Here is a 13,396-nt window from a genome sequence, read left to right as displayed (position 1 = left end):
TCCGATCGCGAGGACTCCGGAAGGAGGGCCATGGGCTCGCAAGCCAGGACCGTGCTGGTCATGGGGGCGACTGGTCAGCAAGGCGGTGCCACCGCACGGCACCTACTTGCCGATGGTTGGCACGTGAAGGCCTTGGTTAGGGATCCGGCCGCACCGGCTGCCCGGGAGTTGGGTCGGCTTGGCGCCGAACTGGTCTGCGGGGACATGGACGATCTCGCGTCCCTGGAAGCCGCGGCACTGGGGGCCTATGGCGTCTATAGCGTGCAGCCCGCGTTCATTGCGCCCGGCTTCGCCGAGAACGAACTGCAGCGCGGACTCAACGTCGCGGAGGCTGCCGCATACGCCAACGTGGAGCACCTTGTCTACTCGTCAGTGGCGGCTGCAGACAGCAACAGCGGCGTCCCGCACTGGGAGGCCAAATGGCGGATCGAGCAGCACATCCGCTCGCTGGACATCCCCGCCACGGTGCTGCGCCCCGTCATGTTCATGGAAGTCCATGCCGACCCGCTTTACGGCCTAACCGGCGCGCGGGCGGCGATCCGCGGCATCCCGGTCCACGGCACCGTGCAGCTCATCGCGGTGCGGGACATCGGCGCCTTCGCGGCGCTCGCTTTCGACTATCCCGAGTACTACGTGGGCAAGGCGATCGAGATAGCCGGCGACGAGCTCACCGTGGAGGAACTGCTCGCCGCGGCGAGCCGCGCCGTCGGCCGTTCACTGGCCCCACCCGGCGACTCGAAGGAACCGGGCGGACGGGCGGCCACTGGACATGAGGGCTCCTTGAACGGCTGGCGCGCGGACATCGCGGCGCTGCGTGAGCAGCACCCCACGCTAATGAACTTCGACACTTGGCTCGCCGGAGAAGGCGCAGCCAAGATCGGATCGCTCTTCAGCCAGACTCGGGGTCGCACCCTCTGAGTCCGCACCTTTTGCGAGATTTGACTTGAAGCTTCAACTCTCTATCCATTCCCTCCCCAACGACGCAGGAGCTCAGAAGGGCAGGATCCGTGATCCCGCATGACACCCCGAAGCCCAGGCAGGGAAGATCACCCGACCGGGAGCACGTCGACGCCGCCGTCCCGGAATCGCCGGCGGATCGATCAGCGTGGAGCGGAGTCCGTACCGCGTCCCTGCAACCACTCTGCGCGAACCCCGACTGGCCCGTTGACGGCCTGCTCTGGGCCCTCAACGTACCCGCGCGCCCTGACGGCATGACCGAGCCACCGGCCTGACGACCGCTCCCCCCTCTCACAGTCCAGCACCGACGACGCTCCTGACGGCGGCACCCCCGCTCCTTGGAAACGAGGTCCGCATGTCCTTATCGCCCAGCAATGCGCAGAAGCATCCGGCCTTCAGAGTTTCGCTGCTGTAGGAGGCGCCGTTGCACTCCTACGACGCCGGACTGTGCCTGCTCTGCCTGTCCCTGGGACTCGCCATGGCGGGCCACGGGTCGCAGAAGCTGCTTGGACGGTTCACCGGCCCGGCCTGACCGGCACGGGACAGCTCCTCACCTCCCTCAGGTGAGCGCTGACCCCCTGATCGCCCGCATCCGAGACCGCCGCCAAGGCGCCCCGGCATCGCGCACCGGCCGAGTACGCCGGCGCTTCTCGGGATCATGCAAGACGCCGGGTCGGGTAACCGGCCTCCCGGCAGAGATCGCATGCCACCAAACAGGATGGAACGCTTGATGGAAACCCTTGCCCTACACACCGGCTCGATGTTCGACGGCTTCACACAGTCAGGCCCGGCCACGGTGTACGTCACCGGCAGCCGCATCACCCGCGTCGACCGTGAGGGAAGACTGCCCACGGACGGCATAAAAGTGCTCGACCTCGGAGCGCATTCCAGCCTGCTGCCCGGCCTGATCGACAGCCACACCCATCTTGCCTTCGACGCCGGGCCGGACCCCGTGGCGTCCCTGGCCGCCACCAGCGACGAGGAACTCCTGCCCCAGATGCGGGCGGCGGCCCAGACCGCCCTCCGAGCCGGCGTCACCACCATCCGCGACCTGGGCGACCGCAACTACCTCTCACTCGCCCTCGCACAGGAGTTCACCCAGTACCCGGAGCGAGGGCCGGAGATCCTGCCCGCCGGCCCCCCGCTGACCACCACGGGCGGCCACTGCCACTTCTTCGGTGGCGAGGTTGAGGGCGCCGAGGCGCTACGCGCCGCCGTACGCGAACGTCACGCCCGCGGATGCGCCGTCATCAAGATCATGGCCAGCGGAGGCCTGATGACGCCCGGCTCGGCGCCGCCGCACGCCTCGCAATACGGCCTGGACGATCTGCGCGCGGTTGTGGACGAAGCCCATCGCCTCGGTCTGCCCGTGGCTGCCCACGCCCATGGCGCGGACGCCATCAGGGACGCCCTCGCCGCGGGCGTCGACAGTCTCGAACACGTCACATTCCTCAGCGCCGACGATGCCGAACCAGATCCAGCTCTCCTGAAGGCCATCGCGGAGAGCGACACCTACGTGAGTGTGACGCTGGGCATGGACCCGCGCCACGCGGTCGAACCCCCAAAGGCCTTCGCCGCACGCGCCCATGGAATCCTCAAGAGGATCAGGACGCTGCACGAGGCGGGTGCGAAGGTCGCCATCGGCTCGGACGCCGGCATAGGACTCTCCAAGCCCCACGACGTCCTTCCCTACGGCGTCGGCGACTTGGCGCGACTTGGCATAGCCCCACTCGAAGCGTTGAAATCCGTCACCAGCCTGGCCGCCCGGCTGTGCCGCGTCGAGGGACGCAAGGGGCGGATCGCCGTAGGTGCCGACGCCGATCTCCTGGCCGTCAATGGCGATCCCGCGAAGGACCCCACCGCGGTCCTCAACGTGCAGGCCGTCTTCCGGGCGGGCACGCGCGTGCGGTGACCTGGCGGGCACGGTAATTCTTCGAAGACTGCCGAATCCACCCTGCGCATGCTCTGTCCGCAACACCATCCCGCTGCCTCAAGTTCTTGGCGCGGTTCACCAATACGTCGATCCTGATTCACAGGGTCGCCCACTACATGAAAATTCGGGAGAAAACTGTGAACGAGAACCTTGCGGGAAAGGTCGCCCTGGTGTCCGGTGGGTCCCGCGGGCTGGGCGCCGCCATCGCCGCCAGGCTGGCTGCCGACGGGGCTGACGTGGCGTTCAGTTACACGGCGGACCCCGAACAGGGCGGGAAGACCCTGGCCGCCATCGAAGCGGCCGGCCGCCGCGGCCTGGCTGTCAAGGCGGACCAGGCCGACGAGCAGCAGGTGCGGAACATGGTCCAGCGGGTCGCGGAGTACTTCGGCCGACTCGACGTCGTCGTCAACAACGCCGCGGTGTATCTCAAGGGGGCCGTCGACAAGGCCGATCGCGACCAGAACGCTTTGGATCGTCAACTGGCGGTCAATCTGCAGGGCGTTGTCCGTACGGTCGTCGCTGCGGTACCTCTGTTGTCGGTGGGGGGCCGGATCGTGTCCATCGCCTCCACGGGTTCGACCCAGACCAGGGTGCCCTTCCCTGGTATCGCCGATTACATGGCCACGAAGGCGGCGGTCGTCACCTACGCCAAAGGCTGGGCTCGGGACCTCGCTCCGCGCGGCATCACCGTCAATGTCGTCGAGCCGGGCCCGATCGACACCGACATGAACCCGGCGGACTCGGAGCAGGCGGCATACGTGCGCTCACTGGTTCCCCTCGGTCGGTACGGGCGTGCCGAGGAGATCGCGGCCGCGGTGTCCTTCCTCGTCGGGCCGGAGGCCGGATTCATTACTGGGGCCACCCTCACGGTCGACGGTGGAGTCAGCGCCTGACACCGGACCGCGCAGGCAAAGTGCCGTTGCGCAAACGCCAGAGCTGTTGGCCGGAACCGCCTGTAAGTCGTACGGCCAGCGCCCGGGCTCCGCGTCGTCGCGCATCTGCGAGGCCTTGTCGTCAATACGGGGCGCCCCGCACCCATCTGGATGAGCCCGCGGTCATACGCAGCAACGAGGCCATGTCCTCTGGGCGCCTGTCCTTGGCGTGTGACCCGTCACCAACTCTCACTGAGGAGAACAGTTTCGTGAGCACCTCTTTGTTCGAGCCTTTCCCCCTTCGGTCGCTGACCATTCCGAACCGGATCTGGATGGCCGCGATGTGCCAGTGCAGCGCTGCTCCGGACGGCGAGGAGGCGGGCGTGCCGAACGACTGGCACTTCGCGCACCTTGCGGCGCGTGCCACCGGGGGCATCGGACTGATCATCACTGAGGCCACCGCGGTCAGCCCGCAGGGCCGGATCAGCCCGTACGACCTCGGGATCTGGAACGACGCCCAGGTCGAGGCCTTCCGGCGCATCACGGCGTTCCTGAAGTCCCAGGGCACCGTTCCCGGCATCCAACTCGCCCACGCCGGAGGCAAGGCCTCCACCGAGCGGACCTGGGTCGGCGGTGCTCCCATTGCCCCCGGTGAGCAACTCGGCTGGACGCCCGTGGCGCCGAGTGCGGTCGCCCTCAGGGAGGCGGCGACGAAACCGGAGGAGCTGACTACCAAGCAGATTGCGGGAATCGTCGGGGTGTTCGCCGACGCCGCGCGGCGCGCCGCGGACGCCGGGTTCGAGGTCGTGGAGGTCCACGCCGCCCACGGTTACCTGGTCCACCAGTTCCTCTCCCCGCACAGCAACCGCCGCACCGACGGCTACGGCGGGGACTTCGAGGGCCGTACCCGCTTCGCGCTGGAGGTCGTCGACGCCGTCCGCGCCGTCTGGCCGCAGGACCTGCCGGTCTTCTTCCGGATCTCGGCGACCGACTGGCTGAGCGAGAACGCCGACGATGACCGCGAGGGCTGGACAGCCGACGACACCGTCCGCCTTGCCAAGGAGTTGCACGCCCGGGGTGTGGACCTGTTGGACGTGTCCACGGGAGGCATCGTCCTCGACGCCAAGATCGTCGATGGACCTGGGTACCAGGTGCCGTTCGCCGAGCGCGTCCGCAACGAGACAGGCATGCCGGTGAGTGCCGTGGGCCTAATCACCGAACCTGCCCAGGCGCAGGCCATCGTTGCTTCGGGCAAGGCCGACGCCATCCTCCTCGGCCGCGCGCTGTTGCGCGACCCGTACTGGGCGCGCCACGCCGCCACGGCGCTGGGCGGGAAAGTCAACATTCCCGTCCAATACCACCGGTCTTGACCGCCGACGCATCAGTAGGGCCGTCGTCACTCTGGACAGGCAACGCTGACGTCCGATTGGTATGCCTTGGCCACGGTGTGGAAGGAGCCCTGTATGCCCACATTGACCTAGCCCGCCAGTGGGCTTGATTCAAGGCCGGGTAGTTAACGTATTTGCGCTGGTGGCAAGCGAGCTGGTGACGGTCCGGAACATGAGCGACGGAGCCCCGTTGGAGCAGGTAGTCCGCCAAGACTGTCTGCCACTTTCGGAGCTCCGTTGCATGCACGTCATTGTGCCCTGCCCTCCGGTCTGACGACCGTGTCCCGCGAGTTCACGGTCGCCGGCGGGCGGTTCGCTCCCGGCCACTTGGGCGAGCTGACCCAGGTACTGCCGTTCGATCTCATTGACGCCGTCCTGGAAGAGACGCTGACCGTGCAACGCCGGCTGCGGGACCTGCCCTCTCGGGTGGGCGTCTATTTCGTGCTTGCGATGTGCCTGTTCCCGGAGGTCGGCTACCGGCTGGTGTGGCAGAAACTGACCGCGGCCCTGGCAGGGGCAGGGCTGGAGACCGTGTGGCCGACCGCGAAGGCCCTGCGGGACCTGCGCCGCCGGGTCGGTACCGTCCCGATGCGGCGTCTTTTTGACATCCTGGCGGGGCCGCTGGCCCGGCCGAAGACGCGCGGTGTGCGGTTCGGGCCCTTCCGCACTGTCTCCTTCGACGGCTGCAGTTCTATCAAGGTCCCCGAGAGCGACCGGAATGTGGACCGGTTCGGACCGCAGAGCCGCGGCGGCTACCCGATGGTGGAGCTGATGACTTTGGTGGAGACCGGCACTCGGGCCCTGATCGGTGCGGTCTTCGGCCCCACCAGCGTCGGTGAAACCGACTACGCCCGTCGGCTGCTGCACCACCTCCGCCCCGACATGCTGGTCTTATGGGACAAAGGCTTCGACGCCAACGCCTTCCTGGCTAACGTGGCCGACACTGGCGCCCAGTTCCTGGGCCGGCTGCGCACCAACCGCCGCACTCCAGTTCTGGCCCGTCTCGGCGACGGCTCCTACCTGTCCGTCCTGGGCACCGTCCCGGTCCGCATCGTCGAAGCCAAAATCACCGTGACCTGCAAGGACGGCACCTCGTTCACCGGCTCCTACCGACTCGCCACCACCTTGACCGACGCCCGCCGCTACCCCGCCTCGGCCCTGGTCACCCTCTACCACCAGCGGTGGGAGCACGAGACCGCGTATTTCGCGTTGCGGCACACCCTCTGGCAGGGCCGGGTGCTTCGCTCGGGCGACCCGGTCGGCGTCGAGCAGGAGATGTGGGCCATGCTCACGCTCTACCAAGCCCTGCGAACGGTCATGGTGGAGGCCGCCGAGTCCCGGCCCGGCACAGACCCGGACCGCTGCGGCTTCACCATCGCCCTTCACACCGCCCGGGACCTGGTGCTCCAGGCCGAAGGCATCACCGGCCGCGGGACGCCCGGCGTCATCGGCCGGCGGATCTTGGCCGCGCTCCTCCCGCCCAGGCGGCCCCGCGTCAGCACCCGCAAGGTCAAGTCGCCCATCTCCCGCTACCACGACCGCAAAGACGACGGCCGTCCGGACACCAGCCGCACCGTCACCGGCCTGGCCATCGCCATCCTCGCACCCGAGCCTGAACTGCCCGCCACCTCACACGACGACCGCCACACCCGGCCGGACGACCGCCGCCGACAGCGCGTCCTGGACATCCTCGACACCGAACCCAACCGCAACTGGCACCCACGAGACCTCGCCCGCCACCTCGACGACGTCACCCTGGGCACCATGCGCCGACAACTCGACCGATGGGCCAGTCAGGGACTCATCCACAAGGCCGGACCCGCCACCTACACCAGCCAGAATGACCCCTTGCCACCAGCGCAAATACGTTAACTACCCGGCCTTGGGTCAAGGCCCGTCGGTGCCAGTACCCGGATCGCGGGACCGGATCAGCTCGGCGGCCTGTCGATCGATACGCGCTGGCCGAGAGGTGTCCATGTCCTTCCCCTGGCGGGCTGCAGTCGCGGTGTCGCAAGAATCTGGTGATCCTGTCAGAGAAGCGTGGCCGCCGTTGCACGGGCAGTGTGCGCGGGTGACCGCGCCTGACAGGAAGGCGACGGTCATGGCAGCGATGCCCAACTCGCGGCAAGGCCTCGGGGGACCTGAGAGCAGCAGCAAGACGCTCAGTGGCCCGTCCCTGGCCGCCGGGGCCTTGCTGATGCTCAGTGGCCCGCTCAGCATCCTGATGGGCGCTTCCGCTATCGCGAAGGACACGGTGCTCGCGACGTCGTCGCGCTACGCCTACCGGTTCGACCTGACCGCTTGGGGCGTGATCCACCTCGTCGTCGGAGTGGCGCTCGTCGTTGCCGGCCTCGGAGTCCTGATGAACAAAAGCTGGGGTCGTGGGGCCGGGGCAGCGGTGGCAGGAATCAGCCTGATCACCCAGTTCATGTTCGTGCCGTACTACCCGGCATGGGCCATTCCCGTGATGGTCCTCGACCTCATCATCGTGTTCGCGCTGACGAGGTTCCATGTCGGAACGAGCGGCGGCCACTGAACCTACCCGGCCCTCCAGCCGCAGTTGGCCGAGGTTGCCCAGCGGCGAGACCGACCATCGCCCCCGCACACCCGGGGGTGCGGCAGCGCCCGAGCGGTTGGCGGTCTGGTGGCGGTTGTGGCGGCGGGAATCCCCCCGGCGGGCCACGGCGGCCCTGCGGGTCGGGGACGGCGTGTGGGAGCGGTGCCATGGCAGGCGGGAGGCCGCTAGGTAGGGGTTGCTTCTGGTGAAGCTCGCGTGTCTGCCCCTGGTGAGAGAGGCCCGCTACCCGGCGTGGCGAGATGCTTTCAGTTGATTACTTATTACTACATGGCTATGACGTGTGTGAGATCCGTGCGCAGTCGCGCATGGACCATGCGCTTGTTCACGGCCGCTGTTGCCGCGGGCGGGTTCAGCAGGATGGCTTCCGGCGAGGTCCGACCCGGATGACACGCGTTGTCCAGGCACCGGGAGCCGTGGTGCGGTCGGGTCGCGAGCAGTCTGGGGACTTGGGACAGTGGCAGGAGTGACGGCTGATGCCGGGTGCGGAGCCGAGTTGGCCGGCTCGCTGTTGCCGGGACAACCGTGGCCCCGGGAGGAAGGACAGGCGGATGAAGGCGTTCGTGATGAAGGAGATCGGTCGGGTGGGTTTCATGGACAAGCCCGTGCCGGAGCCTGGTCCGGGTGACGCCGTGGTCAAGACGACCAGGGCCCTGATCTGTACATCCGATTCCCATACTGTTCAAGGGGGCATCGGCCCGCGGGAGAACCTGACGCTGGGCCATGAGGCGGTGGGCACCGTGCATGCCGTGGGCAGCGAGGTGAAGGACTTCCGGCCCGGCGACCGGGTGCTGGTGGGCGCCATCACTCCCGACTGGGGTGACCTGGCCTCCCAGAACGGGTTCCCGTCACAGTCCGGTGGCCCGCTTGGCGGCTTCAAGTTCGCGAATTCCAAGGACGGTGTCTTCGCGGAGTACTTCCACGTCAATGACGCCGATGCCAATCTCGCCAGGATTCCCGATGCCATCGACGACGATGTGGCGGTCTACTGCGCCGACATGCTGTCGACGGGATTCATGGGAGCGGAGAAGGGAAACATCCCGATCGGCGGAACCGTGGCCGTGCTCGCGCAGGGACCGGTGGGTCTGATGGCCACCGCGGGGGCCAGGCTCCGCGGCGCCGGCCGGGTCATCGGCGTCGAATCGGTCGCGAGCCGGCAGAAGCTGGCCCGAGAGTACGGCGCCGACGAGATCGTGGATTTCACCAGCGAGGACGTCGTGGAGCGGATCCACGAGCTGACCGGCGGCCAGGGGGTCGACACCGCCATCGAGGCACTGGGCGCGGACATCACCTTCCAGACGGCCGTTAAAGTCACCAAGCCCGGCGGCACTGTCTCCGTCATCGGCTACTTCGGCGAGGGCGAGTTCGTGCGTATTCCCCGTGTCGAATGGGGCGTCGGCATGGCGGACAAGACGATCGCGACCGGACTGTGCCCCGGCGGCCGGCTCCGCATGGAACGGCTGCTGCGCTTGCTGGAGGCGAAGCGCCTCGATCCGACGCCCATGACCACCCACACGTTCCACTTTGACGACATGGAGCGGGCTTTCGAGGTCGCGGACAAGAAGCTCGAAGACGTGGTGAAGGTGCTGATCACCTTCTAGCTGGTGCCGTCCCCGACGTGATACAGCACCGCGGACGGTGCGCGATGATGCGGAAGCGAGGAGCCGTGCACGATCCCGATCCCCCATTCCGCCCAGTCCGCAGGCGGCAGGGCTACCTGCCGCTGGAGGACCTCGGCGTCATCGGGGACGGTTCGACGGCCGCGCTGGTCGGCCTGGACGGGTCGATTGCCTGGATGTGCCTGCCCCGGTTCGACTCCGATCCGCTGTTCTGCGGCCTGCTCGACCGCGCCCGCGGCGGGCACTTCACGGTGACGCCCGAGGACCTGGTCGAGGCCCGGCAGCGCTACGAGCCCGACACCGGTGTACTGATCACCGAGATGCGCACTGCCACCGGTCTGGTGCGCGTCACGGACGCGCTGACCGTGCGGCCCGGCGCCGACCTCTCCGACGACCTTCCAGCTGGACGGCACGAACTCGTCCGCTCCGCCGTGGTCCTGTCCGGACACGTCCGCCTGCAGGTGACGGTGGAACCCCGTGGCGGCTGCGCGGCGCAGACGTTGTTCAGCGGCCTGCAGCTGAGACCCTCGCGGCGACCGGACCTGCGCCTGCACCTGCGCTCCAACCATCCTTTGACCGGCCTGCACAGCATCCACGACCTCAGGCAGGGCGAACACCTCGACCTCGTCCTGTCCTGGGGCCGCTTCCATCGCCACCACAGGTTCGAAGCCGAAGCAACACTGGCGGACACCGCGCAGGCGTGGCGACGCTGGATGAAGCACTTCCACTACTCCGGCCCCCAAGAGGCCCTGGTCCGGCGCGCCGCCATCACCTTGAAGGTGTGCGACGACTGGGCCAACGGCGCCCTGGTCGCGGCACTCACCTCCTCCCTGCCCGCGCCGGTCGGGGGAGTGCGGAACTGGGACTACCGCTACGCCTGGATCCGGGACGCCGCCTACGCCGTGTTCGCCCTGCGGCGCATCGGCTTCACCGGCGAGGCAGACGCCTTCCTCGGCTGGGTCCTGGACGCCGTCGAGCAAAGCCGCAGCCCCCGGATCATGTACAACCTCGACGGCGGCCCCGTACCCGACGAAATCGAGGACACCGAGTTGGAGGGGTACCGCCGCTCGGCCCCAGTGCGGTGGGGAAACGGCGCGGCCGACCAGCGCCAGCACGACGTGTACGGCGAGATCCTGGACTGCGCCGACCAGTGGCTGCGCACCGACCAGTGGCTGCGCTCGGGCAGGCAGGTGCAGCCCGCGCTGTGGGCGGGCCTGGCGGGGCTGGCGGACGCCGCAGAGCAGGCGTGGCGCCAGCCGGACCAGGGAATCTGGGAGGTGCGCAGCGACGGCCGGGTGTTCACGTACTCGGCCGCGATGTGCCAGGTTGCCCTGGACCGGGCCGCGGCCATCGGTGAGCGGCTCGGCCTGCCCGGACCGACCACGTCCTGGCGCGCCTCGGCCGATCGGCTGCGCCGACTCATCCTGGAGGAGTCTTGGGACGAGGACGCGCAGACCCTGAGCGCGCATCTGGACGGCGGCGGAGTGCTCGACGCGAGCCTGCTCGCGCTTCCGCTGCGCCATGTGGTGCCGGCCGGACACCCACGGATGACGGCGACCACCGCGGCTATTGCCGAGCGCCTGTCGGCCGGCGACGGACTGCTCTTCCGCTACTTGCACGAGGAGTCGCCCGACGGCCTGCCCGGTGACGAGGGCGCCTTCGTGCTGTGCAGTTTCTGGCTGGCCGACAACCTGGCCGCACAGGGCCGTATCGACGAGGCCGAGGAGCTGTACACCTCGCTGTGCGCCCGCACGAGCCCGCTCGGGTTGCTGCCGGAGCAGATCGACCCCACCACTGGAGACTTCATGGGCAACTTCCCCCAGGCTTTCAGCCATATCGGGATCATCGCCAGCGGCGTGAACCTCGCCCGGGCGAAGCCAGGCGCCCGGACATGATCGATCGGCTCGCCGTCTTCGGCGCCACAGGTGACCTCACCGCCCGCTACCTGCTGCCGGCACTCGCCGCCCTGCGGGCCGCGGGGCACATCGGCGACAGCTTCCAGCTGACCGGCGCGAGCAGGGAGGACTGGGACACGCACCACTTCCGCGAATGGTGCGCCGACCAGCTCGACCGTCACGCAGGCTCCTGCCCCGCCGATGCCCGGGAGGCCGTCGCGGTCTCGGCGCGCTACCGGCAGGCCGACGTCACCAACGCCGCCGACGTCGCCGCGGTCGTCGCCGGCGACGACCCGATCGCCGTCTATTTGGCCCTTCCGCCTGCGCTCTTCCCGCACATGGTGACCGCCCTGCACGACGCGGGCCTGCCGCACGGCAGCCGGATCGTGCTGGAGAAGCCGTTCGGCGAGGACCTGGCGAGCGCGCGCGAACTGAACCGGCTGCTCGTCGGTCTCGTGCCGGAGCAGGCGGTGTTCCGGGTCGACCACTTCCTCGCCATGACGACCGTCCAGAACGTGCTCGGAAGCCGACTCGCCAACCGGGTGCTGGAGCCCATCTGGAACAGCACCCACATCGCGGAGGTAGAGATCGTCTGGGACGAGACCCTCGCCCTGGAAGGCCGGGCGGGCTACTACGACGGCGTCGGCGCGCTGAAGGACATGGTGCAGAACCACCTGCTGCAGCTCCTGTGCCTCGTGGCCATGGAGCCCCCGATCACCCTCGGCGAGCGCGACCTGCGCGACCGGAAGGTCGACGTGCTGCGGTCCGTCAGGCTCCTCACCGACTACGACGTCGTGCACCGCACGCGCCGCGCGCGCTACCTATCCGGCCGGATCGGCGACCACAGCATTCCCGCGTACATCGACGAGGAGGGCGTGGATCCCGGGCGGTGCACGGAGACCTTCGCCGAGGTCGAACTGGAACTGGACAGCTGGCGCTGGTCCGGGACGACGTTCCGGCTGCGCAGCGGCAAGGCGCTCGGCCAGGACCGCAAGGAGGTCGCGGTGCGCTTCCGCTCCGTGCCCCACCTGCCCTTCGGCCGCGACGGAGAGGCCCTGCCCAACGTGCTCCGATTCGGTCTGGAGCCGGAGGGGATGACCCTCGACATGACGGGCATCGGCGCACACGCCCAGGACCTCACCCAGCTGTCGCTGACCGCACGGATGGAACCGCCCGACCTGCCCGCCTACGGCCGGCTCCTGCTGGACGTCCTGAAGGGCGACCCTGCCCTGTCCATCCGCGGCGACGAGGCCGAAGAGGCATGGCGGGTCCTGACCCCCGTGCTAAGCGCATGGGAGAACAACCTTGTCCCGATGGAGGAGTACCCGGCCGGCTCCGACGGACCGCCTCCCCGGCCGCACGAGGGCGCGCAACGGCGGCGCAGCGACCTGCTGCATCCCGAAGCGCTACCGGGTGACGGGTCTGATGGGCCGCCTTGAGCGTCGACCCCCGTGCGTCGCGGTCACGGGCGTCGCAGGGACCGGCAAGACCACGGTGGCACGCTTATTGGCGCAGCGGCTGGGCGTCCCCTTCGCGGACGGCGACGACTTCCACTCCCCGGCCGGCATCGCCAAGATGTCGGCCGGCACGCCTCTCGACGACACCGATCGCCGGCCTTGGCTGGAGTCCATCGGCCGCTGGTTGTACGAGCACGACACGGCGGGCACCGGTGCGGTGGTCGCATGTTCCGCACTCAAGCGACGGTACCGGGACACTCTGCGAGCGGCCTGCCCGGGCATCTTCTTCCTGCAGCTGACGGCCGACCGCGAGTTGCTGGCGGACCGGCTCCGAGGGCGCCACGGCCACTTCATGCCAGGCTCGCTTCTCAACTCGCAGCTCGCCACCCTCGAACCCCTCGAACCGGACGAGCCAGGAACCGATCTGGACGCGACACCGGCTCCCGACGCGCTAACCGACTTGGCAATCAAGCTGCTGGCGCGACAGCTGTAGCCGGGGCGGCAAGCGGTGGGAGTGGGAGCGATGCGGGATGCAGCTTCCCGGCCCAGTCTGTGATGCCCGGTCCCGCATCATGGCGCGGAGGCCAGCTGCCACCGGTCAAAGCCAAGGGTGCCGACGACGTGGTGTTCTTCGGTACGACCCGCGGCGTCCACCTGGCCCGTAGACGCCGCGGAGCCTGCTGCCCTTTGCCAGGGGAAG

The 13,396-nt window shown here is 68.7% G+C and carries 10 protein-coding genes; all 10 read left to right on the top strand.

The features are described from left to right. Positions 1 to 30 precede the first annotated feature (30 nt). The 10 genes from CHF15_RS31115 to CHF15_RS31070 all read left to right on the top strand — a co-directional run bounded on the left by CHF15_RS31115 (position 31) and on the right by CHF15_RS31070 (position 13,189). Entirely contained in the window at positions 31 to 918 is an 888-nt protein-coding gene (locus CHF15_RS31115; RefSeq protein ID WP_089227271.1) for an NmrA/HSCARG family protein, read from the top strand. A gap of 769 nt (positions 919 to 1,687) precedes the next feature. Continuing rightward, positions 1,688 to 2,869 (top strand): metal-dependent hydrolase family protein, encoded by a 1,182-nt coding sequence (locus tag CHF15_RS31110; protein ID WP_220093341.1) that lies wholly within the window; start codon positions 1,688 to 1,690, stop codon positions 2,867 to 2,869. 86 nt (positions 2,870 to 2,955) lie between these two features. Continuing rightward, a complete protein-coding gene (locus CHF15_RS31105) occupies positions 2,956 to 3,783 on the top strand; it encodes an SDR family NAD(P)-dependent oxidoreductase (RefSeq protein ID WP_245939128.1) in 828 nt (275 codons plus the stop codon). Between the two features lie 248 nt (positions 3,784 to 4,031). Then, positions 4,032 to 5,132, top strand: a complete 1,101-nt coding sequence (locus CHF15_RS31100; protein WP_265737414.1) for an NADH:flavin oxidoreductase/NADH oxidase — start codon at positions 4,032 to 4,034, stop codon at positions 5,130 to 5,132. A 288-nt stretch (positions 5,133 to 5,420) separates the two neighbouring features. After that, positions 5,421 to 7,022, top strand: a complete 1,602-nt coding sequence (locus CHF15_RS31095; protein WP_410169671.1) for an IS4 family transposase — start codon at positions 5,421 to 5,423, stop codon at positions 7,020 to 7,022. A 229-nt stretch (positions 7,023 to 7,251) separates the two neighbouring features. Then, positions 7,252 to 7,686: a DUF7144 family membrane protein gene (locus CHF15_RS31090; RefSeq protein ID WP_245939127.1), complete on the top strand. Its 435-nt coding sequence runs from the start codon at positions 7,252 to 7,254 to the stop codon at positions 7,684 to 7,686. Positions 7,687 to 8,276: 590 nt separating this feature from the next. Beyond that, complete coding sequence (locus CHF15_RS31085) at positions 8,277 to 9,326, top strand: NAD(P)-dependent alcohol dehydrogenase (RefSeq protein ID WP_089227225.1); 1,050 nt, start codon at positions 8,277 to 8,279, stop codon at positions 9,324 to 9,326. Positions 9,327 to 9,391: 65 nt separating this feature from the next. Continuing rightward, complete coding sequence (locus tag CHF15_RS31080) at positions 9,392 to 11,239, top strand: glycoside hydrolase family 15 protein (protein ID WP_089227224.1); 1,848 nt, start codon at positions 9,392 to 9,394, stop codon at positions 11,237 to 11,239. Continuing rightward, positions 11,236 to 12,678 (top strand): glucose-6-phosphate dehydrogenase, encoded by a 1,443-nt coding sequence (locus tag CHF15_RS31075; RefSeq protein WP_089227223.1) that lies wholly within the window; start codon positions 11,236 to 11,238, stop codon positions 12,676 to 12,678. Before CHF15_RS31080 ends, CHF15_RS31075 begins: the two co-directional genes overlap by 4 nt. Continuing rightward, complete coding sequence (locus tag CHF15_RS31070) at positions 12,665 to 13,189, top strand: gluconokinase (protein ID WP_089227222.1); 525 nt, start codon at positions 12,665 to 12,667, stop codon at positions 13,187 to 13,189. Before CHF15_RS31075 ends, CHF15_RS31070 begins: the two co-directional genes overlap by 14 nt. Positions 13,190 to 13,396: the final 207 nt, after the last annotated feature.

Source organism: Actinacidiphila glaucinigra, from assembly GCF_900188405.1.
Classification (GTDB): domain Bacteria; phylum Actinomycetota; class Actinomycetes; order Streptomycetales; family Streptomycetaceae; genus Actinacidiphila; species Actinacidiphila glaucinigra.
This window is presented reverse-complemented; position numbering and strand designations above follow the sequence as displayed.

What these genes read in the sequence shown, in the direction of transcription:
- CHF15_RS31075 (WP_089227223.1), top strand. Translation starts at nt 11,236, where the DNA reads ATGATCGATCGGCTCGCCGTCTTCGGCGCCACAGGTGACCTCACCGCC.
- CHF15_RS31070 (WP_089227222.1), top strand. Translation starts at nt 12,665, where the DNA reads ATGGGCCGCCTTGAGCGTCGACCCCCGTGCGTCGCGGTCACGGGCGTC.
- CHF15_RS31115 (WP_089227271.1), top strand. Translation starts at nt 31, where the DNA reads ATGGGCTCGCAAGCCAGGACCGTGCTGGTCATGGGGGCGACTGGTCAG.
- CHF15_RS31090 (WP_245939127.1), top strand. Translation starts at nt 7,252, where the DNA reads ATGGCAGCGATGCCCAACTCGCGGCAAGGCCTCGGGGGACCTGAGAGC.
- CHF15_RS31110 (WP_220093341.1), top strand. Translation starts at nt 1,688, where the DNA reads ATGGAAACCCTTGCCCTACACACCGGCTCGATGTTCGACGGCTTCACA.
- CHF15_RS31085 (WP_089227225.1), top strand. Translation starts at nt 8,277, where the DNA reads ATGAAGGCGTTCGTGATGAAGGAGATCGGTCGGGTGGGTTTCATGGAC.